The organism is Usitatibacter palustris, assembly GCF_013003985.1.
GTDB classification, from domain to species: Bacteria; Pseudomonadota; Gammaproteobacteria; order Burkholderiales; family Usitatibacteraceae; genus Usitatibacter; species Usitatibacter palustris.
Genome location: NZ_CP053073.1, coordinates 3,521,910 through 3,546,494 on the forward strand (window position 1 = coordinate 3,521,910; position 24,585 = coordinate 3,546,494).

The window sequence follows — 24,585 nt, forward strand, 5'->3', positions numbered from 1 at the left end:
ATCGAGAGACCATGAAAGCGAAAATTTCCCTTGGCTTGATCGCGCTCGCTGCCGCGGGCTGCGGCGGCGGCGGCTCCACGACCGAACTCCCGCTGGGCACTCCGGAATCCGTTCCCGGCTTCGTGAAGGGTGCGATCACGCGCACGGCGTACGACGGCGTGTCAGACGACCTTCTCACCGCGGGCCTGGGCAAGACCGGTCTTGCCGGTGCGGCGCCCACCTTCGTGGATGGCGCCAACCCCACCGCCGCGGAGCTGCGCCGCTCGGCGATCTACAACAACTACCGCGCGCTCATCGACATCACCGCGAACGGCGGCTACGGCACGTTGTATGGCCCGAACGTCGACGCCGCGGGCGTGGTGACGACGAGCGAAGGGCGCATCGCCGGCGAGGAGCACATCGCCTACGCCGACGACGGCTCGGGCTCGAACGTGACGATGGTCGTGCAGATTCCGAGCACGTTCAACGTGGGCCAGCCTTGCATCATCACCGCGTCTTCAAGCGGCTCGCGCGGCGTGTATGGCGCGATCGCCACCGCCGGCGAATGGGGACTCAAGCGCGGCTGCGCGGTCGCATACACCGACAAGGGCACGGGCAATGGCGCCCATGACCTCGCGGCCAACGCGGTCTACAGCCAGCGTGGCGTGCGCGCGACGGTGGCTTCGCCCGACCAGTCGAACTTCACCGCACCCGGAACCGACGCCGAGCGCACGGGCTTCCTCGCGACGAACCCGAATCGCTGGGCCTACAAGCACGCGCATTCGCAGCGCAATCCGGAGTCCACGTGGGGGCGCGATACGCTGCAGGCGATCGAGTTCGCGTTCTACGTGCTCAACCAGAAGTACGGAACGCCGACCAACGGCAACATCTACGCCACGATCACGAAGGGCAACACCATCGTCATCGCTTCGAGCGTCTCCAACGGCGGCGGCGCTGCGCTCGCTGCAGCCGAGCTCGACGACAGCGGATGGATCGACGGCGTCGCGGTGGCCGAGCCCCAGGTCCAGATGAACCTGCCGACGTCGATCACGATCCGGCGCGGCACGACTCCCGTCGCCGCGGCCGGCAAGCCGCTCTACGACTACTTCACGATCGCCGACCTGTACCAGCCGTGCGCGGCGTATTCCGCCGCTGCCGCGTCCTCGCCCGGCCTCGCCTTCGTTCCGGCCGCGATCGCGACCAATCGCTGCGCGGCACTCGCGGCGAAGGGCCTCGTCACCGGTGCGACGCTCGCCGAGCAAAGCAACGACGCGCTCGCGAAACTGTTCGCCGCGGGATGGGAACCGGAGTCCACGCTGTTCCACGCCACGCACTACGCGCTCGCGACGTTGTCGGTCACGCTCACGTACGCGAACGCGTACTCGCGCGCGAGCTATCGCGACAATCTGTGCGGCTACAGCTTCGGCGGGACGCCCGCCGCCGGTACGCCGGCTCCGCTCGCAGCAAACGCTGCCGCGCAGCTCTTCGGCACCGGCAACGGCGTGCCACCCACGAGCGGCATCAACATCCTCAACAACAATTCGGTGGGGGGTGTCGCGGTCGACGCCGCGTCCGTCTCGCCCTCGACGGGGGCGGCGGATTTCAACATCGACGGCGCCACGTGCCTGCGCGACCTCTTCACGGGCACGGGCACGCAGGCGATCGCCACGCGCGCCGGCATCGATGCGACCAAGCGAACGGGCATCCTGCGCGGCAAGCCCGCGGTGATCGTGCACGGCCGCTCGGATACGCTGATCCCGGTGAATCACTCATCGCGGCCGTACTACGCGATGCACCGCGCGAACGACGCCGAACCGCGCCTCGCCTACTACGAGGTGACGAACGCGCAGCACTTCGATGGGTTCCTGGGCAATGCGTTGCTGGCGGGATACGACACGCGGCTCGTTCCGTTGCATCGCTACTTCAACCAGGCGATGGACATCGTCTGGAACAACCTGAAGAACGGAACCGCGATTCCGCCCTCGCAGGTCGTGCGGACAACGCCGCGCGGTGGCACGCCGGGTGCAGCGCCCGCGATCACGGCCGCCAACGTGCCGCCGATCGCGACGGCGCCGCCGCTCGCGGATCAGATTATTTATTTGAGCGGGACGCTGACCGTCCCGGACTGAAGCAGATCCTTCGCGTCGCTCAGGATGACGGGGTGCGAAGCAGATCCTTCGCGTCACTCAGGATGACCGGATAGCGACGCTTCCGGTCACTTGATGGTCTTCTCACCGGCCCTCTCGGGGGCCTTCTCCTTCTCGACGCCCTGCTCGGTGCGGATCATCTGCACGTAGACGTTGTACTCAGCGACCGCGGCATTGGCCGCCTCGGTGTTCGCCTTGGCCGCGGCTTGCGCCGCGCGAACCGCGGTGTGGCGCTCTTCGATGTAGGCCCTGAAGCACGCATCGTAGGCCTTGAACTGCGTGTCGAATAGCTTGCTCTGGCCCGCGGACGCGAGACGGCCGGGCCACTCGGGCTTCGCTCCACAGTTGGGCTTGAGCGCTTCGGCGGCAGCGGGTGCGGCGGGTGCTTGCGCGAAGGCGGTGGTGGAGGCGGTGATGAAGAGCGCGACGAGGATGCGGTTCATGAAAACCTTTCGATAGAAAAGCAGGTCCTTCGGGCTCCTGCGGAAGCCCTCAGGATGACAGGGGGGGCTCAAGATGACAGGGGGGGCTCAAGATGACAGGGGCATCGTGTAGTTCAACGCGAGGCGTCCACCATCGGGATAGATGGTCTGGCCGGTGAGGTAGGACGCTTCGTCGGAAGCGAGGAAGAGCGCGAGTGCCGCGACTTCCGAAGGCTCTCCCAGGCGGCCCATCGGCGTGCGCGAGAGGATCTTGCGCTCCGCTTCCGGGTTGCCGAGCACCGCGCCCTTCGCGAGTTCGGTGAGGATGGTGCCGGGGCCGATGCCATTGACGCGAATGCGGTGCGGCGCGAGTGCGAGCGCCATCACCTTCGTGAGCTGGTTGATCGCGCCCTTCGAGACGACATACGGAACCTGGTTCGGGATCGCCATCACGGCGTTCACGCTCGACATGTTCACGATCGAACCGCCGCCGCCTTGCTTCACCATCTGGCGGGCCGCGGCCTGGCCGGCGAGGAACATGCCCTTCAGGTTCACCGCGAGCACGCGGTCGAAGTCTTTTTCCTCGAGATCGAGGAATTCGCACGCGTGCACGATGCCGGCGTTGGCCACCAGGATGTCGAGGCGCCCGAAGGCTTCGACGGCGGCGGCGACCATCGCCACGACCTGATCCTTCTTCGCGACATCGCACGCGAAGGATTTCGCCGTGAAGCCCTGCTTGCGCAGCGCCGCGGCTTCGCTCTCGGCGCGCGCGGCATCGACATCGGAAAGCAGGACGCGCGCGCCTTCGCGCGCGAAGGCCTGGGCACAGGCAAGGCCTATGCCCTGCGCGGCACCGGTGACCAGCGCCGCCTTGCCTTCGAGTCTCACGGGGTTATTTCGCGGTCTTGTTCTCGGCGTCGCGCGTTTCCTTGACCTTGTCGATGACGGAGTTGTACTCGTCAACGACAACGTTGACCGCCTTCTGGTGCTCGGCGATCACGGCCTTGTTCTTGTCCATGTAGGCGCGCGCGCAATCGCCCCAGGTTTTGAACTCACGTTCGAAGGCGAGGCGTTCCTTGTTGCTGCTTTCCTTGCCGGGCCATTGCGGCGCCTTGCCGCAGGTGTGCGGCGCGACGGTGGACGCGGCCGCAGCGGGGGCGGGGGCCTGGGCGGAAACAACGGTGGCGCCGAGCAGCAGGACGGCAGCGAGGGCAATGCGATTCATGGTGTGGATCTCCAAAAAATGAACCCGCGATTTTACCGATTTATTTCTTCTCGGGCGGGGCCGTCACAGGGGGTAAAGACTTGAGCTCCGCGGGCGGCGCGGCGGGGGGCGGCTCGCGCGGCGGCACGGCCGCATCCGCGATGGTCTTGCACCAATCCTCGTAGCCCTTGGGGCAGACCGTGCGCGCGCGCGAGTGGACGTCGTCGAGGTCGTCCTTCGCCGCGGGACTCTTGATGTGCTTGAAGATGAACGCGCTGTACTCGCTGTCCTTCTTCATCGCCTCGGCGAGCTGCTTGGCGTCTTTCCAGTCCACCATCATGCGCATCACGGCCTCGGTGAACTGGTCGTCGACCGCGCCCTTGTCGCAATGGCCGTAGGTCTTCCACGTGGCGTTGAGCACGGCCCACGACACGATGCGGTCGATCGCCTTGGAGGCATTGGCTTCGTCACCCGCGGAACAGGCCTTCTGCGCCATCGCATTCGCGCCGGAAGCGAGCAGCGCCACGGCGAACAGGGTTTGCACGATCTTCATGTCAGGCGGCCATTCCGGGGCGTCGCCCCGAGGTGCGCGAAAGGTGCTCGCGGATTGATTTGAGGATGCCGTCGCGATCGAGCCCGCAATCGGCGAGCAATTGCTGCGGATCGCCATGCTCGACGAAAACGTCCGGCAGGCCCAATTGGATGACAGGCACGCTGAATCCGCCGGCATGCAGCGCCTCGAGAACCGCCGAACCGGCGCCCCCCATGACGCAGCCCTCCTCGACCGTCACGAGCAACTCGTGGCTGGACGCGAGCTTCGCGACGAGCTCCTCGTCGATGGGCTTCACGAAGCGCATGTTGGCGACCGTGGCACCGAGCTCCGCCGCCGCATCGAGCGCGGGCTTGAGGAGGCTTCCGAAGGCGAGGATCGCCACGCGCTTGCCTTCGCGCACGATCGAGCCGCGGCCGATGGGCAACGCCTGCATCGATTTGAGCACCTCTGCGCCCGGACCCGTGCCGCGCGGATAGCGGATCGCCGACGGACCGTCGTGCGTGAAGCCCGTGTAGAGCATCTGGCGGCACTCGTTCTCGTCGGTCGGCGCCATCACGACCAGGTTCGGAATGCAGCGCAGGTAGGCGAGGTCGTAGGCCCCATGGTGCGTCGGGCCGTCGGCGCCGACGAGGCCGCCGCGATCGAGCGCGAACACGACCGGGAGGTTCTGGATCGCGACGTCGTGGATCAACTGGTCGTAGGCGCGCTGCAGGAACGTCGAATAGATGGCGACCACGGGCTTGATGCCCTCGGCGGCCATGCCCGCGGCAAACGTCACCGCGTGCTGCTCGGCGATGCCCACGTCGAAATAGCGGTCGGGGAAATCCTGCGAGAACTTCACCAGACCAGAGCCTTCGCGCATCGCCGGAGTGACCGCGATGAGGCGCTTGTCGAGGCGCGCCATGTCGCACAGCCACTCGCCGAACACCTGCGTGTAGGTGGGCTTGGGCTTCGCTTCGGGCGCGGGCTTCGCCTTCACCAGGCCCACGGTGGGATCGAACTTGCCCGGGCCGTGGTACGTGATGGGATCTTCCTCGGCGAGCTTGTAGCCCTGGCCCTTCTTCGTGACGACGTGCAGGAACTGCGGGCCGTCGAGGCGCGCCACGTTGCCCAGCGTCTCGATCAGGACCTCGAGGTTGTGCCCGTCGATCGGGCCCGTGTAGTTGAGGCCGAACTCCTCGAAGAGCGTCGAGGGCGTGAGCATGCCCTTCGCGTGCTCCTCGATGCGCTTGGCGAGCTCCTTCATCGGCGGGGCGACCGAGAGCATCTTCTCCGCGGTCTTCTTGGTCGCGGCGTAGAAGCGGCCCGACATGAGGCGCGCGAGGTAGTTGTTGAGCGCGCCGACGTTCTCGGAGATCGACATGTCGTTGTCGTTGAGGACCACGATCACGTTCGCACCCGAGTGCTTCACGTTGTTGAGCGCTTCGAAAGCCATCCCCGCGGTCATCGCGCCGTCGCCGATCACGGCGATCGCGCGGCGGTCTTCACCCTTCGCGCGCGCCGCCACGGCCATGCCGATCGCGGCCGAGATCGACGTCGAGGAATGCGCGGTGCCGAAGGTGTCGTAGGGGCTTTCCTCGCGCCGCGGGAAACCGGCGAGGCCACCCTTCTGGCGCAGCTTCGCCATGCCCGCGCGCCGGCCCGTGAGGATCTTGTGTCCGTAGGTCTGGTGGCCTACGTCCCACACGATCCGGTCCTCCGGAGTGTTGAAGACGTAGTGCAGCGCGATCGTGAGCTCGACCGTGCCCAGATTCGAGGAGAAATGCCCGCCGGTGGATGCGACCGACTCGACGATGAAACGCCGCAGCTCTTCCGCGAGTTGCGGAAGGAACTTGCGATCCAGGCGGCGCAGGTCCGCGGGATCGCCGATCGTGTCGAGCAGGGGGTACGAAGCCATGGTTAGGTGATTTTAAGCGCCATTTTGCCCCAAATCAGGGCAAACCTAGGGCAACCCACTAAAGCAGAAAGCATCCGCAGATAAACGCAGATAAACGCGGATAAACATCAAGGGAGTGGCCGGTGAGGTGGCCGAGTCAGCGCAGGTCCGCCCCTTGTTCTGCCAAGTCTTTTATCTGCGTTTATCTGCGTTTATCTGCGGATTCCTTCTGCATTGGGCTTTTCCGCAAGTAGAGGGGTCTGACCCCTCTACTTCTACTTCAGTCCGACCGCTAGCGGTCGCGCTTGACGATGAAATCCGCGAGCTCGTGCAGGCGCCGGGCCTGCTCGCCGAAGGTCGACAGGGCCTCGTGCGCATCCGCGAGCAATTCGTCGGCAAACTTCTTCGCGCCGGGCAGCCCGAGGAGGCTCGTGTAGGTGGGCTTGTTCGCGTCGCGGTCCTTGCCCGCGGTCTTGCCGAGCGTGGCCGTGTCGCCCTCGTCGTCGAGGATGTCGTCGACCACCTGGAAGGCGAGGCCCACGCACTTGGCGTAGCGATCGAGCCGTTCCATCTGCGCGCTGTCGGGGACCTTGCCGCAATGCGCGCCCAGCAGGACGGACGCGCGGATGAGCGCACCGGTCTTCAGGATGTGCATGAACTCCAGCTCGGGAAGGGTCAGCGCCTTGCCCACGTTCTCGAGGTCGATCGCCTGGCCGCCGGCCATGCCGCGCGAGCCACAGGCCACCGCGAAGACCTGGATCATGTGCAGCTGCGCCGAAGGATCGTCGGCGAGGCGGTATTCGGCGAGCAGCTGGAAGGCGAGGCTCTGCAGCGCATCACCCGCGAGCAGCGCCGTGGCTTCGTCGAATTCGACATGCGTCGTGGGCTTGCCGCGGCGCAGCACGTCGTCGTCCATGCACGGCAGGTCGTCGTGGATGAGCGAATAGGCGTGGATCATCTCGACCGCGGCCGCGGCCACGCGCAGGCGCTGGGGATCGGCGTCGGAGACGAGGCCGGCCGCGTACGCGAGCATCGGGCGCACGCGCTTGCCGCCTCCGAGGACCGAGTAGCGCATCGCATCGTGGAGCCGCCCGGGTGCGACGCGCGCGGTGGGCAGGAGCTCGCCCAGGGCCTCCTCCGTGCGTGCCGCGATGTCGCGTGCCCAGTCGTCGAAGGTGGGGCCGCTCACGGTTTCCCGGGATCGAGGTCGCGCAGGGTTTCGCCGTCGAGGATCGCGATGCGCGCCTGGGCGGCACCGAGCTTCGCTTCGCAGAACTTGATGAGCTCCGCGCCCCGCTGGTAGGCGGCGAGCGATTCCTCCAGCGGGAGCTTGCCGTCTTCCATCCTTGCGACCAAAGTCTCGAGTTCCTCGAGGGCCTTCTCGAAGGTGAGGTCGGATGCGGGGGGTGCGGTGGGTGGGGTCATTTGCGGACAGCCAAACCAGCATGATCCACAAAACGCGCGACCCGGGTCAAATGCGCGACAATCGCCGCCATGGATACCGTACGCGCGCCCGCCTCCAGCGAGAGCGCCGAAGCGCTCCTCGAGCAGTCCCGCGCGAAGCTCTCTACCGACGCGAAGATGGCGCGCGAGCTCGCCGCGCGCGCGCTCGACGAAGCCCACGCCGCGGGTCACGCGCCCTCCGAGGCCCTCGCCCGCCTCGCCCTGGGCGAAGCCTGCGAGCTGCTCTCCAGCTACGACGAGGCCCTCGCGCATTTCACCGAGAGCGTGCGGCTGTTCACCGTCCTCGGAGACCTCGAGCAGGTCGCCAAGGCCAAGCGCTCGATCGGCTTTACCTACGACCACCTGGGCGACTACACCCTGGCGCTCGAGTTCTACCTCGAGGCCCTGAAGATCTACGAAGAGCGCGGCGAGGACGATGGCCGCGCGATCACGCTTCGCACCATCGGCGTGACCGCCTCCAAGGCCGGCGACCCCGAGCGCGGCATCGAGTACTACCGCGAAAGCCTCGCGATCACCGAGCGCAAGGGCGACAACGAGTCGAGCGCCAAGACGCTCAACAACCTGGGCATCAACCTCAAGAACATCGGCAAGTATCCCGAAAGCCTCGCCGCGCTCGAAGACGCGCTGCGCCGCGCGCGCAAGTTGCAGCACGTGGCCCTCGAGGCCGCGGCCCTTTCGAACCTCGGCATCACCTACGACCTCGTGGGTCGTCCCGTCGAGGCCGAGCGCGCGTACGAAGACTCCGTCATGCTGGGTCGGCGCATGTCGTTCTCGCGCGCCGAGCTCGCCGGGTTGCTGGGCCTTGGCAAGCACCGCCTCGCCGGCGGCCGCCACGCCGAGGCGGAAACCGCGCTGCGAGAGGCGCTCGCACTCGCGAGCAAGACCGGCAATCGCGCCGAGACGGCCGAAGCCCACCAGGCGCTCGCGCAGGCGCTCAAGGCGCAGGGCAAGAACGACGAAGCGCTGCAGCACTTCGAGGCCTACCACGAGATCGAGCGCAGCCTCGTGAACGCCGATTCGCAGCGCCGGATGCGCGGCATGGAAGTGAAGCTGCGCCTCGACCAGGCGCAGCGCGAAGCGCAACTGCATCGGCAGAAGAGCGCGGAACTCACCGAGGCCTACGACCGCCTGCAGGCCGCCGCCGCTGAGAAGAACGAGCTCCTCTCGCAGCTCGAGCGACAGAACCGCGAAGACGCCCTCACCGGCATCGCGAACCGCCGCCACCTCGACGAGGAGCTCGCGGAAACCTTCACGATCACGCAGCGCACCGGCGGGCCGCTGTGCGTGGCGCTCATCGACATCGATCACTTCAAGCGCATCAACGATTCCTACTCGCACGGCGCCGGCGACCAGACACTGAAGGAGATCGCGCGGCTGCTGCGCGCGAACACGCGCGATACCGACCTCGTCGCGCGCTTCGGCGGCGAGGAATTCGCGATCGTCTTCGGCGAACTCGATCTCGATGGCGCGCGCCGCATCTGCGAGCGCATCCGGCAGGCGGTCGAGGCCCACGACTGGGTCGTGATCCATCCGTGGCTCAAGGTCACGGTGAGCATCGGCGTCACGGATTCACAGGGCTTCACCAACCACGAGCGGCTGCTGGGCGAAGCCGATGCGCGCCTGTACGCCGCGAAGGAAGCCGGGCGCAATCGCGTGATCGCCGCACCGGTGCGCACGCCCACGGAGCGCGCGGCCGCCAATACGAAGGCTGAATCGCCCACGATCACCACGCGCGACCCGCGCCGCGAGCTGATCCTCGCCGAGCAGGTGCGCGGCAGCTACTCGAACCTGCCGATCGCCTACCTCGGAAGCCTGCTCGTCGCGGCGCTCCTTTGCGTCGTGGTGCGCGACCTCATTCCGGTGCGCATCTGGGGGCCGTGGCTCGCCGCGATGGGCGTGCTCTCATTTGCCCTCGCCGCCCTGCATCGCGCCTACGACAAGAAGAAGCCCGCGGGTGCGAACGCCAAGCGCTGGGGCCAGTACGCGACCTTCGGCGCGCTCTCGAGTGGCCTGCTCTGGGGCATGGGAACGCTCCTGCTGCACACGCCCGACTCGATCGACTACCAGATCCTCGTCGCGGTCACGGCCGCGATCGTGGGCTCGAGCGTGGCCTTCGCCTCCGCCACGTACCTGCCGCCCTTCTACGCATTCTTCTATCCCGCGGTGCTGCCCACCGCGATCATGTTCATCACGAAGACCGACGCCACGCGGATCGTGAGCGGCGTGCTGCTCGTGATCTACCTGCCGATCATCACGCGCTTCGCGTGGAACCTGAACCGCGCGTTCATCGAGTCGATGCGCCTGCGGTTCCAGAACGTCTCCCTGGTCGCGGAGCTGCGCACGCAGAAGGAAGCCGCCGAGGGTGCGAACGTCGCCAAGAGCCGCTTCCTTGCCGCCGCGAGCCATGACCTGCGCCAGCCGATGCACGCGCTGGGTCTCTTCCTGCAGGCGCTGCGCCAGGGGCGGCTCGCGGACCGCGAACGCAAGCTCGTGGAGAACATCGGCGAATCGTTCAACGCCATGGAAGGACTCTTCAACGCGCTGCTCGACATCTCGCGCCTCGATGCGGGCGTGGTGGAGCCTCGCGAGCGAACCTTCGCGGTGAAGCGCCTGCTCGACCGCATGCGCACCGAGTACACGTCGCAGGCCGCGGCCAAGGGCGTCACGCTCACCGTGCGCGAGTGCCCGGCGTTCGTGCGGACCGATTCCGTGCTGCTCGAGGAGATCGTCGGCAACTTCGTCTCGAACGCGGTGCGCTACACCTCGACCGGGCGCATCCTCGTGGGCGCGCGCATCAGCGGCGGCGATCACCTGCGCATCGAGGTGTGGGATACCGGGCCGGGGATTCCGCAGGACAAGCAGCGCGAGGTCTTCCGCGAGTTCGTGCAGCTCGGCAACCCCGAGCGCGATCGCCGCAAGGGCCTGGGCCTCGGGCTCGCGATCGTCGAACGCCTGTCGATCCTGCTCGGGCTTCCCGTGGAAGTGCGCTCGGTGCCCGGTCGCGGGTCGTGCTTTCGCGTGCGGGTTCCGATCGGGCGCGCCGAGGACGCCGAGCCGATGGAGGTCGATGACGAGCCGCGCGCCGTCGAGCCCTTCCAGGGGCGCTTCATCGTCGTGGTCGACGACGAGCCCGCGGTGCTCGACGCGATGTCGATCCTCCTCACGGCCTGGGGCTGCGAAGTCGCCTTCGCCGATTCGGGCGCGATGATCCTCGGCAAGCTCGCCACCGCCGCGCGCAAGCCCGACCTCGTGCTGTGCGACTACCGGTTGCGCAACGGCGAGAGCGGCATCGAGGTGATCGGCGACATCCGCGCGGAGTTCAACGAGGAGATCCCCGCCGCGCTCATCACCGGCGACACGGGGCCCGATCGCCTCAAGGAAGCCCGCGAGAGCGGACTGCCCCTGCTGCACAAGCCGGTGAAGGCCGCGCGCATGCGCGCGCTGATGGCCCAGCTCCTGCGCGAGGCGAAGTAAGTCCGCCTCGCGGCGTCAGAACGCCTTGTACACCCCCACCAATCCCACGCCCGTCCCGCCTCCCGCTCCCACCACGATTGCCGTGTAAGCGCCCGGTGGAAGGTTGAGGAAGACCGCGGGTTCCTGCGGGTGCGCGGGCGCGAAGCCCGCCGACTGGATGAATCCGACATCGAGCGGATTGGTCTGCGTCTGCCAGTCGTCGTTGGTCGCGATCACGGCCCCGTCGGATGCGCGCACGATGATGAGCGTCGGGTTCATGAGCGGATTGGCGATGCCCGCGTTCACGAGCGAAGGTCCCGCCACGGTGACCACCAGCGGCTGCGTGTTGGTGCCCTGGATGATGAAGCCCGCGATCATCACGTCGTTGCCGGTGAGCACCTGCCCGCGCGTCGAGATGTTGATGAGCGGGACTTCGGGATGGTCGACTTCGTAGACACCGACGAGGCCCACGCCCGTGCGCCCTCCGGCGCCCTGCACGATCGCGGTGTACGCGCCGGGCGCGAGCGTCATCATGACCGCGGGTTCGTTCGGATGCGCCGGCGCGAAGCCCGCCGCCTGGATCGCGGCGGCGTTCGCCGCGTCCTGCCAGTTGTCGTTGTTGCCGATCACCGCGCCATCGGAGGACCGCACCAGCGTGAGCGTCGGATTGGCCAGCGCGTTCGTGATTCCCGCATTCACCAGCGAAGGCCCGGCGACGGTCACGATGACAGTCTTTGGCGTCGTGCCGCCAATGATGAAGCCCGCGATCATCACGTCCGCCCCGGTGAGCACCTGCCCGCGCGTCGAGATGTTCGCCATGCGCGGAATGGCCGCCGGGCTCGAGTTCTTGCTCGTCGCGAACAACGCGATCGCGGTGTTGCCCGCGGCATCGAGGTGCGTCGCGCTCACGGAAACCGGACCGTCCGGAACCGGGGTCACGTCCATCGCGGCCGTGTGGAACAGCCCGGGCGCGGGCGTGCCGCAAGGCGCGCTCGCCAGGATGCTGCCGACCGCGACCGCCACGTTGCGCCCGTTCTCCGAACAGGTACCGCGCACGAACAGCCCCGTGAACGTCGGCCCGACGATCGCCCCGAACGTATCGATCGTCACCTGCGGGTTCACGGTGTCCTTCAGCGTCGAACCCTGCGTAGTCCCGGGATTGCCGTTGCTGTCGGTCTGGCTCACCGACACCTGCACGTTGCCCTCGGCGAGCGACGCGAGGTTGAGGCTCGTCTTCGAATAGCCCGCCGTGACGCAGGGCGCGGTGCCGCTCACCACCGCCGTCGCCGTGAAGCTGAACGACACGGGCCCGCCTCCGGTCTCGCAGGTACCCGCGAAGGCGTAGGCCGCCTTGTTGGCATTGTTGATCGCATCGAGCACGCCGATGGTGAGCGCGGCCGACACCGTGTCCTTCGTCGTGCCGTCGGTCACGCTCTTCGTGTTGCCCGCGGCGTCGGTGAGGGTGGCCGTGAGGCTGACCGCGCCTTGCGGCAGCGGCGAGACATCGACTCCGGTGGTCGTGAATGCGCTGCCCGTGCAGATACCGCTCGCGGCGACCGAGCCGATCTGCACGTTGACCGTGCGTCCCGCCTCCGAACACGTTCCGCCGACGATGTACTCGCCCTGGTTGGCGATCGAGATCGGGGGCTTCGACGTGATCGCGAGCGTGGGCTCGAGGACATCGATGGTCCATGTGAAGGTGGCCGGTGTCGCGTCCGTGTTGCCGGCGGCATCGATCGCGCGAACGCGGAACGTGCGTGAACCCGCGGCGAGTCCAACGTAAGTCTTCGGCGAAGTGCACGCGGCGAACGGGTCGGCATCGAGGTTGCACTCGAAGCTCGCAACCCCCGAGCCCGCGTCGGTGCCGCTGAACGTGAACGACGCGCCCGTGCCGTTGGTGAGCGTGGGCGGCGTCGCGGTGATCGTCGTCTCCGGCGCCGTGAGGTCGATCGTCCACGTGTGGGACGCAGGCGAGGCGTCCGCGTTGGTGGCGTTGTCGATCGCGCGCACCTGGAACGTGTGCGACCCGGCGGCGAGGCCGGAGTAGGCCTGGGGCGACGTGCAAGCGGCGAACGCGCCGGCATCGAGCTTGCACTGGAAGGACGCCACGCCCGATTCCGGATCCGTCCCGGTGAACGTGAAGCTGGGTGCCGCCGTGTTCGAGAACGCGGAGGGTGCCAGCGTGATCGTCGTGTCGGGCGGCGTCGTGTCGGTGACCTGGATGCTGAAGTTCTGCGTGGCGTCGGGCGGAAGGCCGTTGGTCGCGGTGACCGTGCCCGTGAAAGTGCCCCCGACGGTCGGCGTGCCGGAGATCACGCCCGCAGCCGACAAGTTGAGTCCCGTCGGCAACGCTCCCGCGGTGACCGAGAACGTGGGCGCGGGGGCGCCGGTCGCGGTGTAGGTATGCGAATACGCGACGTTGGGCGGGGCGGTCGCGGGCGGCGCGCTGCTCGTGATCGCGGGCGCGACACCAACCGTGACGGCTGCGGACGTTGCCGAGGACTCACCCCAGTCCACCGAATTGCGGGCGTAGACGAAGCAGGTGTAGCTGGCGCCGTTCGTCAGGCCGGAGACGACGATCGGCGAAGCGCTGCCCGCGTTGCCCCCGTTGACGGGCCCATTGCACTCGGCGCCGTACTCGAGCACGGGCGCGTTGCCGTCATCGGCGGGCGGCGTGAACGCGACGCTGATCGAGCCCGAGGCGGGCGTGACCGTGCCGATCGTGGGCGCAAACGGAACGCGCGGGGCGATGCGCCGCACGCGATGGTTGTCGGTGTCCGCGACATAGAGCCGGCCATTCGCATCGCGCGTGATGAAGCTCGGCTGGTTCAACTGCGCGCCGGGTGAATCGCCGCCGTCGCCGGCAAAGCCCGGATTGCCGTTGCCGGCCATCGTCTTGATGGTGCCGTTGGGCAGGACCTTGCGGATGCGATGGTTGTTGCCGTCGCTGATGTAGAGCGCGCCGACGGTGTCGACCGCGATGCCCATCGGCAAATCGAGCTCGGCGGAGGTCGCCGGTCCGCCATCGCCCGAGAAGCCGGCCGAGCCGATACCCGCGACGGTGGAGATCGTGCCGCCCGGTGTCACCCTCCGGACGCGGTTACCCAGCGCCTCGACGATGAACATGTTGTCCGAGGCGTCGAACACGAAGGATGCGGGGAAGTCGAGCGTCGCGGCAGACGCAGGGCCGCCGTCGCCGGTGCTGCCCGGCGTGCCCGTGCCCGCCACCGTCGTGAGCACGCCCGCGGTCACCTGGACGATGCGATTGCCCGGCCCGTCGGCGATGAAGACGTCGCTGCCGTGCACGACGACCCACGACGGCCCCGTCAGCTGCGCGCTCGTGGCCGGCCCACCGTTGCCAGGGAAACTCGCGCCGCCGCCGGCGAAGTTGGTGATGATCCCGCTGGTGTCGATCTTCCTCACGCGGGCGTTGTTGGCGTCGGCGATGTAGCGATTGCCCGCCGCATCGACGGCCACACTCACCGGCGTATTCAGCGTGGCGGCGGTCGCAAGTCCTCCGTCGCCCGTGGAGCCTGGCGTGCCGTTGCCCGCGATGGTCGTCGTGACGCCATTGTCCGCAGTCGCAAGCCGCACGCGATGGTTGGACGAATCCGCGAGGTACACGCTGCCATCGGTCATCGGCGTCGCGCCGGCCGGCGAGTTCAGGGCGATGCCTGACGGGCGTCCGCCCTCGCCGGCGAAGGATCCGCCGTTGGGCTGGAGCACGGCGCCACCCGCGTACGTGGTGATGATGCCGGTCCCTGCGGCGATGCGGCGGATCTTTCCCGAGTCGTGCATCGTGACGAACAGGTCGCCGGCGGCGTTGAAGACGATGCCGCGCGGGCCGGCGAGGCCCGCGCCGGTCGCGGCAAATCCGTCGCCGGAGTCGCTGGTTGCGCCCGTGCCCGCGACGGTCTGCACATTGCCGCCCACGATGCGACGCACGCGATAGTTGCCCGAATCGACGAAGTAGAGATTTCCGTCGGGGCCGAACTTGAGGTCGGTGGGCGCGCTGATCTGGAACGACCCGCTGATCACGCCGTCGGCGGTAAAGCCGGCCACCGTGGTGCCCACGAGCGTCGTGATGATGCCGGTGGCCATGTTCACCTTGCGGATGCGATGCGACTCGGCGATGTAGAGGTCGCCCGCGGCGTCGATCGCGACCGCGAGCGGATGCTGGAGCTTCGCATCGAGCGCCGCGGCGCCGTCGCCGGTCGAACCTGCTTGCTGCGGAAGGCCCGCGATCCGATCGATCGTCGGCGGCGTCATGTAGTTGTGCCAGTTGCTGCGCCGGACGATGTGGTTGTTGGTATCGGCGATATAGACGTTGCCCACCGCATCGACCGCGAGGCCCTGCGGCGTGTCGAAATCCGCGAAGACGTTGAAGTTGTCGCAGCAGTAGCCCTGGAAGCTCGTACCCATCTCCGTGTACGGGACGGTCTCGGTGGCCGTCACCGTGTCGATGGCCACGATCCAGTGGTTGCCGGTATCGGCGAACACGAGCTCGTCCACCGCCGGATCGAAGTTGAACGGCGTGGGACGGAACACGATGCCGCTGGGGCTGGAAACCTTCTGCGTCGCGGCGTTGTACGACACCAGGCGGCCCGGGAAGCCCGTTCCCATGACCGTCGAGATGACGCCCGAGGGCGTGATCTTCAGGACGCGGTTGCCTTCGCGATCGGTGACGTGGAGGTTGTCGAAGCGGTCGACCGCGAGGTGGCTCGGCCCGATCAGCAAGGCGTTGAGCGCGGGCGATTGCTCGCCCACGCCGCCGCCGGCATAGGTCGTGATCCGCTGGGCCGCGGCCGGCAGGGCCACGACGAGGAGCACGCTCGCAAGCGTGCGGAACAAATTGGACGTGCGCATCGAACCACCTCCGTGCCGCGAACCTGCGGCGGGGTAGCCCTTATCCCTGGTTCATCCGTGCTGCTGTGCTGCTTCTGCCTGGCGTTACTTGAGGAGGCCCAGGCGGCGCGCTTCGAGCGCGGCTTGTGTTCGATTCACCACGCCCAAGGCGCGGAAGACTGCGGTCACATGCGCCTTGACCGTCTTTTCCGAGAGGTCCAGGTCGCGAGCAATGAGTTTGTTGCTGAGGCCCTGCGCGAGCAGGCCCAGCACATCGATCTGGCGGCCGGTGAGGTTCTCCGGCGCGAGCTTCTCGCCGCTCTCGGCTTGCGCCTCGACGGCTTCGGGATCCGGATCCTGCACGGCGTGCAGCAGCACGGGCGGGACGTAGATGCCGCCGCCCAGCACGAGGCGCAGCGCATCGATCAGCGTATTGGGGGGTGTGGATTTCGGGATGTAGCCCAGGGCGCCGCAGGAAAGCGCGCGGCGCACTTCGGCAGCTTCCTCGTGCCCCGAGACGATCACCACGGGAACACCGGGTGCTTCCCGACCGAATCGCTCGACGGCCGTGAAGCCATCCATGCCCGGCATCGAGAGGTCGAGCAGCACGAGGTCCAGGTCGTCGCGCGCCTTGGCGACCGCGAGGCCCGCCTGCGCATCGCTCTCGGCGAGGACCTCGGTGTCTTCCGCCAGGTTCTGGAGGACTTGCTTCAGGCCCTCGCGGAACAGGGGATGGTCGTCGACGATCAGGACAGTCATGGACTTGCCTTCCGGCTTTCGTTTTTGGTTCGCCATCGTCGCGCGTGCGCCCCCTCGAAGACAACCTGTCATCGGTCCTACGACCTTGGTCCCGGCTTGCCCGAAGGCAAGCGCGACTTAGGCCCCATTTTACGTGCATAGCCCGCACCCCTATGATGAGGGCATTCCAGCGGCGGGATGAAGCGCGGGAACACCCGATGACAAGAATCCTCGCATCCCTCGCCCTCCTTGCCGTTTCGGCATTCGCCGGGGACGCTCACGCGTTCTGCGTGTACAACGGATTGAAGGACCGCGCCGTGTTTGCCACCGTCGTTGCGCCGACCAACGTTCCCAAGCCCGCCAAGCTCTACGGCGAGACCGTGGCGCCGGGCAAGGAATCCTGCTGCAACCCCAAGAACACCGAATGCAACCCGGGCCGCGTGGGCGACCAGGCGCTGATCGCCTTCGAGGCACGCGTCGAAGCCAAGGCCCCGGTGCCCCCCGGCGTGCCGCCGCAGGTCGTCGCCTGCGGGCGCCCCGTGACCGACAAGAACGACAAGCGATTCCCCTCCGGCGTCGAGACACCGATCCCGGCGCGCTCGTACCTGCGCTTCGAGCACAATCCGGCGTTCATCCCCCAGCAAAAGTACGGTTGGGAGAACCCGCCGTACGTCCTGAAGGTGCTGGTCGGCCCGGAAAACCGCCTCGTGCAGACATTCCCCTGCCCTCCGAAGCAGGCCGACAAGCCGGGCCGCATCGATTTCCTCAAGTAGGACTCTCGCCATGGCAATCTCGACGATGAAGATCGAACCCGTCACGCTGGTGGGCAAGGCCATCCGACTCGAGCCGCTCACCGAAGCGCACACACCCGACCTCGAATACGCCTGCAAGGACCCGCCCGACGGCCGCCGCACGATCTGGCGCTACCTGCTCGATGCGCGCGTCTACAAGGACGTGGGCATGGGGGGCATGGTGAAGGAGCTCCTCGCGCGCCAGGCCGGCGGCACCGACCTGCCCTTCGCGATCATCGATCTCAAGAGCGGCAACGCCGTGGGCACCACGCGCTACATGGAGATCCATACCGCGGACAAGGTGGTCGAGATCGGCACCTGGATCGGCCTCGGGTTCCAGCGCGAGGGCGCGAACCTCGAGAGCAAGTACCTCATGCTCAAGCACGCGTTCGCCACGCTCGGCGCCATGCGCGTGCAGTTCAAGATCGACACGCGCAACTTCGCCTCGATCGACGCGATCGAGCGCATCAAGGCCACGCGCGAGGGCATCGCCCGCAACCACATCCTGCTGCACGACGGAACGCCGCGCTCCTCGGCGATCTATTCGATCCTCGATACCGAGTGGCCCGCGGTCGAAGTCCACCTCGAGAACCTCATGGCCCGCGCAGGGTCGTGAACGAGACGTCCCGGAAGCTCCTCTGGTTGTCGTTGTGGGTGACGGCATTCGCCGTCGCGATGGCGTGCCTGCTGCTCGCCTTCAAGCACCGCGCCGCCCTCGATGGCGTGCAGCGCGACCGCCTGCAGCTCATCGCGCGCGGCCTCGAGGAAATCGTCGAGCGCAACCTCGCTTTCGGCCTGGCCTTCGCCGAGATCACGACGCTGCCCGACGTGATCGATTCGCAGAAGAGCACCGATGACCTCGTGGCCGCGATCGAGATCACCGACCCGGCCGGAAAGATCGTCTACGCCACGGAGCGCAAGCGCGTCGGATACTCGATGGAGGCGGCCTGGACCAATGCGATGGGCCGTGTGGGCAAGGCGCAATCCTGGCACGCGTGGAGCGAGGGCGAGGCCGCGGTGGGCTCGGTGATCCGCAATTCCTTCGGCCTCGCGATCGGCCACGTCATCGTGCGCTACCGCACCGAGGCGCTCGCGAATGCGAACCTCGCCTTCGCCAGGAAGCTCGCCCTCTGGGGCGCGGCCATCACGGTCGCGTTCACGCTGCTGCTCTTCGCACTGCTCTCGTGGGTGCAGGCCGCGCTCGAGCTGCGCGTGGCCCGCCTTCGCTCGATATTCGAGGGCTACGCCGCGACGCCGCCCCGTCCGGGAACTTTCGGCGCGGAGGTGGCCGACGCCCGTGAATCGATCGCCGAGGCAAACAAGGCGCTCGACGCGCTCGAGGCCGCGCGGTGACCCATCACTCGCCCTTCCGGCGCGCCTCGCTCTACGCCTTCGGCGCGATCGCGCTGGTGCTCGGCACTGCGATCGTCGCCTGCACGGCGATCGCCTACGGCGCCTTCGAGCGCGAGCTGCGGCCCGAGGCGATGCGCAAGGCCGAGACAGTGGGCCGCGGCATCGACGCGCTCGTCGCGAAGACCGTGCGCTGGCAGGTTCCGCTCGCGAAGCTGCCGGGTCTCGACGCGCTCTTCGAAGGCATCCAGAAGGACCACCCCGAGATCTCGTGGGTCGCGATCAAGTCCGAGGGCAAGATCATCGTCTCGCGCGGCGACGCCAGCGTCGCGAAGAACAGCGACAACATGGTGCAGCTGCCGCTCATCACCGCCGACGAGCCCGCCACGCTCGAGATCGGCGTCGATCCGGCCTGGGTCGCGCGCATCTTCCGCGAGATGCTGCTCGACATGGCGGTGATCCTCGTCGTGGCGCTGGTGATTTCGCTCGAGCTCGCGCTTTACCTCGCGGGCGGCGGCGTGCTGCGCAGCCTCGCCGTGCTCGCGCACTCGGTGCGCAGCGCCGGGGCGGGCAATTTCGCGATCGTGCGAACCGCGAGAGCCGACGGCGAAGTGCACGCGATGCTCGCCTCCCTCGCTCGCGCCGTCGATACGCTGCAGCAGCGCTGCCTCACGATTGGCGCGGCGAAGCTCGCGGAGGCCGGCACGAAGTTCCACTGGCCCACGCAGCCCGTGCCGTCGGTGGGCCGCGTGAACACCTCCAACATCCTGGGCGCGATGCGCGCGCCGTTCTTCCTCTCGCTGTTCGCCGACGACCTGCAGCGCTCGTTCCTGCCGCTCTTTGCCGGAACGATGTCGACGGGCCCCTTCGACGTGTCGGTGAACCTCGTCGTCGGTTTGCCGATCACGATCTTCATGCTGGTGGTGGCACTCTCCCAGCCGGTGCTCGGTTCGTGGACGGAGCGCATCGGTCGGCGGCGCGCGTTCCTCGCGGGTGCGGCGCTGGGCATGATCTCGCACCTGCTGTGCGCGCAAGCGACCACACTCGTGGAGCTGCTCGTCTTCCGTGGCGCGGCGGGGCTCGGCTGGGCCGTGACGTTCGTCGCCGCGCAGGGCTACGTGATCGACAACACCGATCGCGAGACGCGCACGCGCGGGCTCGCGGTGTTCGTGGGCATCATCATGACGGCCTCGATCTGCGGCCCGTCGATCGGCGGCATCCTCGCCGACGGCCTCGGGCCGCGCTGGACCTTCGTGATCGGCGGCGTGCTGGGGCTCTTCGCCACGCTGCTCGCGTGGCGCGACCTGCCCGATGCACGCCAGGCCGCGAAGCTCGTGGCACCCCCGCGCATGCGCGACTACGCCGCCGCTTTGGCCAATCCGCGCTTCGCCATCCTGCTCGCCTTCGCGGCCATTCCCGCCAAGGTGATCCTCATCGGCTACGTCTTCTACCTGTTGCCGCTCTTCGTCGCCGACGCGGGCTACAGCGCCGCGATGTCGGGCCGGATCATCATGCTGTACTCGGTGATGATGGTGCTGCTGATCCCGGTGACGACGGAGCTCCTCGAGCGCATCCAGCAATCGCGCGGCGTCCGGCCGCAGGCGGCGTTCGTCGCGGGCGGCCTCGCGCTCTCGGGTCTTGCAGGACTCCTGATGCTCCTGCCGCTGGGCATGGCCGGTGCCGTCGCGCTCACCGTGCTGCTGGGCATCGCGCAGGCGTTCTCGATCGCGCCGCAATCGTCGATGGTCGGCGACGTGAGCGCCGCCCACAAGCACCTCGTCAGTGAAAGCACGATCTACGGCGTGTACCGGCTGGTGGAGCGCCTGGGCAACGCCGCCGGGCCGCTCATCGCGGCATTCCTCCTGCAGGTGTCGGGGTTCGAGACCGCTTTCGCATCGATCGGCCTCGCGGTGCTCATCTGTTCGGCGATGTTCTACGTCTCGTTCCGCGGCAGCATGCGGGCGGCGGCGCCATGACGACGCGGCGCCAGGCGCTCGCACTCCTTGCTGCTGCTGCGGCCGCTCCGCTCGCGTCGCGCGCGGCCGAGAAGTACCGGCTCTACATGGTCACGTGGCGCGGCATGACGGACGTGGAGAAGGGCTTCAAGGAATACATCGCGCGCCACAACATTCCCGTCGAGTACATCTGGCGCGATGCGAACCAGGATCGCGCGAAGCTCACGGAGTTCTCGAAGGAGATCGCGGCGACCAAGCCCGACCTCATCTACACCTGGGGAACGTCGGCGACGCTGGGCATCACGGGCCCGGCCGACGCGCCCAACGCGTCGCTGGGCAGCATCCCGGTCGTGTTCGCGCTGGTTGCGCATCCGACGGGCGCGAAGATCGTCACGGCGCTCGACAAGCCGGGCCGCGACGTGACGGGCGTCTACCACGTCGCCACGGTTGCGGCGCAGCTCGAGGCGATGCGTGCGTACCGGCCCTTCACGAAGCTCGGCACGCTCTACAACCCGGCCGAGCTCAACTCGGTGGCGACAATCAACGACCTGCGCGCCGAAGCTCAGCGGCGCGGCGTGACGCTCCTCGAGGAAAAGTTTGCGCTCGGCCCCGATTCACGCCCGCTCGCCGATGGCATCGAGGAGCGCGTCACGCGGCTGAAGGCCGCGGGCGCGCAGTGGCTCTACCTCGGCCCCGACTCCTATCTCTTCACGCAGATCGAGCGCGTTGCGGCCGCGGCGAACAAGGAGAAGCTGCTCACCTTCGCCACGACCGAGTCAGCCCTCGAGGGCGAATCGAAGGTGCTCGCGGGCCTCGTCTCGCGCTTCTACTCGATCGGCGAGTTCGCGGCGTTCAAGGCCGAGCAGATCCTGGTCGGCAAGAAGAAGGCGCACGACATCCCGATCGAGACGCTCACGCGCTTCCAGTTCGTCGTGCGGATGGGGGTTGCGAAGGCGATCGACGCATTGCCGCCGATCACCCTCTTCCACTACGCGGAGTTCCGCGAGTAGCTTCAGGCCGGGGGGAGGTTGACGCCTTCCACGAGCGGCTTCATCTCCGGGGTGCGCAGGGCGCGGTCGAGGTCCTCGAGCGCTTTCGTGTGTTCCTGGATGAAGTACGTGTAGTAGTACTCGCCGATGAAGAAGAACTGGGCGACCTGCGCGCTCATCACGCGCTCCCATGTGGGCGAGACTTCCTGGAGGTGGAGCATCCGGCCCGGCAGCCAGCGGTCGAAGATCATGCCGGCCGCGCCACCGTTGTTGAGCATCGTGTTCTGCGTGGCCATCGCGAGCTGCAGGCGGCGCAGGTCCGACGGATCGTTGATGATCATCGTGTAGCGCAGGCCGCGCTCGTCGGGCTGGTTCAAATCCCAGAGCTGTTGGCGCCAGACATTGCGGTCGGCCGTATCGATCAGCCGGACTTCGGGCACGGGCTCGGTGAACATGTCGGCGAGCTGCGACGATGCGCGCGCGAGGCGGAACGTGAGTGCCAGCGACTTGCCCGGGTTCTTCGAGAAGAACGACTTGGGATCCTTGCCGTCTCCATACCGTGCCAGCGCTTCGCCGACCGACAGCGGGCGCTGCTGCGTGGCGCTCACCTGCTCGAAATACTGCAGGTTCTGGATCTTGATGTCCTCGCCTACCTTCTGGCGATCGAGCATGCGATACATCATCCCGGTCACGAAGATGAACTCACCGGGAATGCGAGGGCCCGCAAACTGCGCATACGGTTGCCGCTCCCCGAGCGCGGGCGCGCGCTCGATCACGCGGTTGGCCGCATCGCGATAGCGGAGGAAGCGCGCGTTGAAGCGGAAGTGCGCGCTGTCGACGAGATCCTCGGCACGGATGCGGTAGTGCTCCTTGAAGAGGATGGTGTCGAACTGGTCGAAGCGCGCGTCGTCCTTCGGGTACTGCGCCTTCGTCTCGCGGATGTTCTCGGTGACGATCGAGGGCGTGAGCACGATGATCACTTCGCGCGTGGTGTCGTTCTTGCTGGTCTGCCCGAAGAGCGCGCCAAGGTAGGGGATGTCGCCCAGCACCGGCACGCGGCTCGAACTCGTGACGCGGTTCCTGCTCACGAGGCCGCCGATGATGAGCGGCATGTTGTCGCGGATGCGCGCGTAGGTCTGCACGCGCCGCGTGGCGATCGTGGGCGCGGAGGCGAGCGTGATCTTGGTCGCCGGATCGAGCACGCGAAGATCCTGCCCCGGCACCGTCGCGGAGACCGTCGCATCGATCAGCATGCTGATCTCCTGCGTGTCCTCCGAGATCCGCGGGCGGATGTTCATCAGGATGCCCGTGGGGATGTACGAGAAGTTGAAGGACACGCGGCTTGAATTGGCATCGCCGCCGGAAGCGTCCTTCGAGGTGGCCACCGGAATGTCCGTGCCCACGCGGATCGTGGCCTGGCGGTTGTCGAGCGTCATGACGCTCGGGCGCGAGAGGATCTCCGCCTGGTTGGAATTCACGAGCGCGTTGATGCGCGCGGTGATTTCCGTGGGCGAGATGTTGAGCGCGGTGTTGCGGATGAAGTTGAACGCGGCGCCGCCGGGCAACTGGGGCACCAGCGTGCCGATGATCCAGCTCTGGTCACCCTTGCGGATGTCCCATTGCACGCCGAGTTCCTTCAGTCCCTCAGAGCTGATTTCGAGGACCATGCCCTCGACGTAGACCTGGCGCGCGGGCTTGTCGATCGTGTCGCGCAGCAGCCGGCGCAGCTTCGTGAGCTGTTCCGGATAATTCGGGTGATAGAGGATCATCAGCTCCGCCGTGCCACCGGCGATCGTGTCGGCAAGCGGCGAGGCCGCTTGCGGCACGACGGTCAGGCCGAACGAGCCGGCCTGTGCCGGCGCCGCACCGCCCTGTGAAGCATCGAGTGCGCCGACGAGCCCGAGGTTTTTCGCTTCGGTCGAGGGCATCTTCACGATCAGCGGCAGGCGGTCGAACGCGATCGTCGTGGGCAGGTTCTTGATCGCGGGGAACTTGGGCGAGAAGCGCTTCTGGTCTTCGGGCGACATGCTCGCGTAAGGATTCGCCGCGGGCTGCTGCTGTTGCTGCGACGGATCTCCCGGGCCACCGGGGAAACCAGGCTGTCCGCCAGCGGCCGCCGGATCGAGCAGGACTTCCTCGCCCTTGTACGAATCTTCCTTCGCGAGCGATTCGCTGTCGGTGATCGCGGAGTAGCCCATCGCGCGAAGCGCGAAGAGCGCGGCTTCCGCATCGACGTACGAAAGGACGACGGTGCGCGTCTCGAGGTCGGAGAGACGCAGCTTCGCGAAGATCTTCGAGCGCTCCGAGAGGATGGGGCGCATGGTCGGATCGAGCGCCTGGGAATCGCCATCCGGATTGGGCGTCATCGCACCGGCTTGCATCGAATACGACTGGATCCAGAGCTGCGGCAGCCGGCGCGGCGGCTGCACGTAACCGAAGCGGATCACATGCTGGGTTGCTCCCTCCGTGCGAACGACCGCGCCCGAAGGCGAGACCGTCGACGGATAGGCCGGCATGGCCGCGGCCTGTTCCTGCGTGGCCTTCTTGTATTCGCGCGTGATCTCGAGATGCAGCGAGATGTCCGAGACGAGCTCGCGAATCTGGCTCTCGCCGAGCACGGGCAACGGGAAGAGGCGGCCGGCAGTCGACGACACCGGGGCGCGGCGGGAGGCGGCGCATACGCCTGGCCGTAAGGTTGGGGCGTGACTTGAGCGGTGGGGGGATAGCCTTGTTGCTGACCCTGCTGCGGGTATCCCGGCTGCTGGCCTTGCTGCGGGAAGCCCGGTTGCTGGCCTTGCTGCTGCGGGGCCGGCTGCGGG

Annotated in this window: 17 protein-coding genes; 7 read left to right on the forward strand and 10 right to left on the reverse strand. The window is 67.5% G+C overall.

Annotated features, from left to right (window positions below):
• Positions 1 to 11 precede the first annotated feature (11 nt).
• Entirely contained in the window at positions 12 to 2,108 is a 2,097-nt protein-coding gene (locus tag DSM104440_RS17115; protein ID WP_171164770.1) for a 3-hydroxybutyrate oligomer hydrolase family protein, read from the forward strand.
• 86 nt (positions 2,109 to 2,194) lie between these two features.
• Here DSM104440_RS17115 and DSM104440_RS17120 read toward each other — a convergent pair whose 3' ends face one another.
• The 7 genes from DSM104440_RS17120 to DSM104440_RS17150 form a co-directional block, all read right to left on the reverse strand.
• Positions 2,195 to 2,569 carry a hypothetical protein gene (locus DSM104440_RS17120; RefSeq protein ID WP_171164772.1) on the reverse strand — a complete coding sequence of 125 codons (375 nt, stop codon included), beginning with the start codon at positions 2,567 to 2,569 and terminating at the stop codon, positions 2,195 to 2,197.
• Between the two features lie 87 nt (positions 2,570 to 2,656).
• Positions 2,657 to 3,436, reverse strand: coding sequence for an SDR family NAD(P)-dependent oxidoreductase (locus DSM104440_RS17125; protein ID WP_171164774.1), 780 nt, complete (start codon positions 3,434 to 3,436; stop codon positions 2,657 to 2,659).
• A 4-nt stretch (positions 3,437 to 3,440) separates the two neighbouring features.
• Positions 3,441 to 3,773: a hypothetical protein gene (locus DSM104440_RS17130; RefSeq protein ID WP_171164777.1), complete on the reverse strand. Its 333-nt coding sequence runs from the start codon at positions 3,771 to 3,773 to the stop codon at positions 3,441 to 3,443.
• A 40-nt stretch (positions 3,774 to 3,813) separates the two neighbouring features.
• The gene (locus DSM104440_RS17135) at positions 3,814 to 4,305 is read right to left on the reverse strand and encodes a hypothetical protein (RefSeq protein ID WP_171164778.1); all 492 of its coding nucleotides are present in this window, start codon (positions 4,303 to 4,305) and stop codon (positions 3,814 to 3,816) included.
• 1 nt (position 4,306) lies between these two features.
• Positions 4,307 to 6,202 carry a 1-deoxy-D-xylulose-5-phosphate synthase gene (gene dxs, locus DSM104440_RS17140; RefSeq protein WP_171164780.1) on the reverse strand — a complete coding sequence of 632 codons (1,896 nt, stop codon included), beginning with the start codon at positions 6,200 to 6,202 and terminating at the stop codon, positions 4,307 to 4,309.
• A gap of 271 nt (positions 6,203 to 6,473) precedes the next feature.
• On the reverse strand, positions 6,474 to 7,370 hold the full coding sequence (locus DSM104440_RS17145; protein WP_425509640.1) for a polyprenyl synthetase family protein: 897 nt from the start codon (positions 7,368 to 7,370) through the stop codon (positions 6,474 to 6,476).
• Complete coding sequence (locus tag DSM104440_RS17150) at positions 7,367 to 7,606, reverse strand: exodeoxyribonuclease VII small subunit (RefSeq protein WP_171164782.1); 240 nt, start codon at positions 7,604 to 7,606, stop codon at positions 7,367 to 7,369. Before DSM104440_RS17150 ends, DSM104440_RS17145 begins: the two co-directional genes overlap by 4 nt.
• Positions 7,607 to 7,675: 69 nt before the next feature.
• On the opposite strand from DSM104440_RS17150, the gene DSM104440_RS17155 reads away from it, so the two are divergent.
• Complete coding sequence (locus DSM104440_RS17155) at positions 7,676 to 11,119, forward strand: diguanylate cyclase (protein WP_171164784.1); 3,444 nt, start codon at positions 7,676 to 7,678, stop codon at positions 11,117 to 11,119.
• 15 nt (positions 11,120 to 11,134) lie between these two features.
• Here the strand turns inward: DSM104440_RS17155 and DSM104440_RS17160 are convergent, their stop codons facing one another.
• Both DSM104440_RS17160 and DSM104440_RS17165 read right to left on the reverse strand, forming a co-directional pair.
• Complete coding sequence (locus DSM104440_RS17160) at positions 11,135 to 15,964, reverse strand: NHL domain-containing protein (protein ID WP_171164786.1); 4,830 nt, start codon at positions 15,962 to 15,964, stop codon at positions 11,135 to 11,137.
• An 84-nt stretch (positions 15,965 to 16,048) separates the two neighbouring features.
• Positions 16,049 to 16,702, reverse strand: a complete 654-nt coding sequence (locus tag DSM104440_RS17165; RefSeq protein ID WP_171164789.1) for a response regulator — start codon at positions 16,700 to 16,702, stop codon at positions 16,049 to 16,051.
• A 197-nt stretch (positions 16,703 to 16,899) separates the two neighbouring features.
• On the opposite strand from DSM104440_RS17165, the gene DSM104440_RS17170 reads away from it, so the two are divergent.
• From DSM104440_RS17170 to DSM104440_RS17190, 5 genes are read left to right on the forward strand one after another with little or no spacing between them, the layout of a single operon-like run.
• Positions 16,900 to 17,454, forward strand: a complete 555-nt coding sequence (locus DSM104440_RS17170; RefSeq protein ID WP_171164792.1) for a hypothetical protein — start codon at positions 16,900 to 16,902, stop codon at positions 17,452 to 17,454.
• A 10-nt stretch (positions 17,455 to 17,464) separates the two neighbouring features.
• On the forward strand, positions 17,465 to 18,088 hold the full coding sequence (locus tag DSM104440_RS17175) for a GNAT family N-acetyltransferase (RefSeq protein WP_171164794.1): 624 nt from the start codon (positions 17,465 to 17,467) through the stop codon (positions 18,086 to 18,088).
• A complete protein-coding gene (locus DSM104440_RS17180; protein WP_171164796.1) occupies positions 18,085 to 18,825 on the forward strand; it encodes a hypothetical protein in 741 nt (246 codons plus the stop codon). The genes DSM104440_RS17175 and DSM104440_RS17180 overlap by 4 nt, the downstream gene beginning before the upstream one ends.
• Positions 18,822 to 20,798, forward strand: a complete 1,977-nt coding sequence (locus tag DSM104440_RS17185; protein WP_171164798.1) for an MFS transporter — start codon at positions 18,822 to 18,824, stop codon at positions 20,796 to 20,798. Before DSM104440_RS17180 ends, DSM104440_RS17185 begins: the two co-directional genes overlap by 4 nt.
• Entirely contained in the window at positions 20,795 to 21,787 is a 993-nt protein-coding gene (locus tag DSM104440_RS17190) for an ABC transporter substrate-binding protein (protein ID WP_171164800.1), read from the forward strand. Before DSM104440_RS17185 ends, DSM104440_RS17190 begins: the two co-directional genes overlap by 4 nt.
• Before the next feature lie 2 nt (positions 21,788 to 21,789).
• On the opposite strand, the gene DSM104440_RS17195 is transcribed toward DSM104440_RS17190, so the two are convergent.
• Positions 21,790 to 24,420, reverse strand: coding sequence for a type II secretion system protein GspD (locus tag DSM104440_RS17195; RefSeq protein ID WP_171164802.1), 2,631 nt, complete (start codon positions 24,418 to 24,420; stop codon positions 21,790 to 21,792).
• Between the last annotated feature and the right edge of the window lie 165 nt (positions 24,421 to 24,585).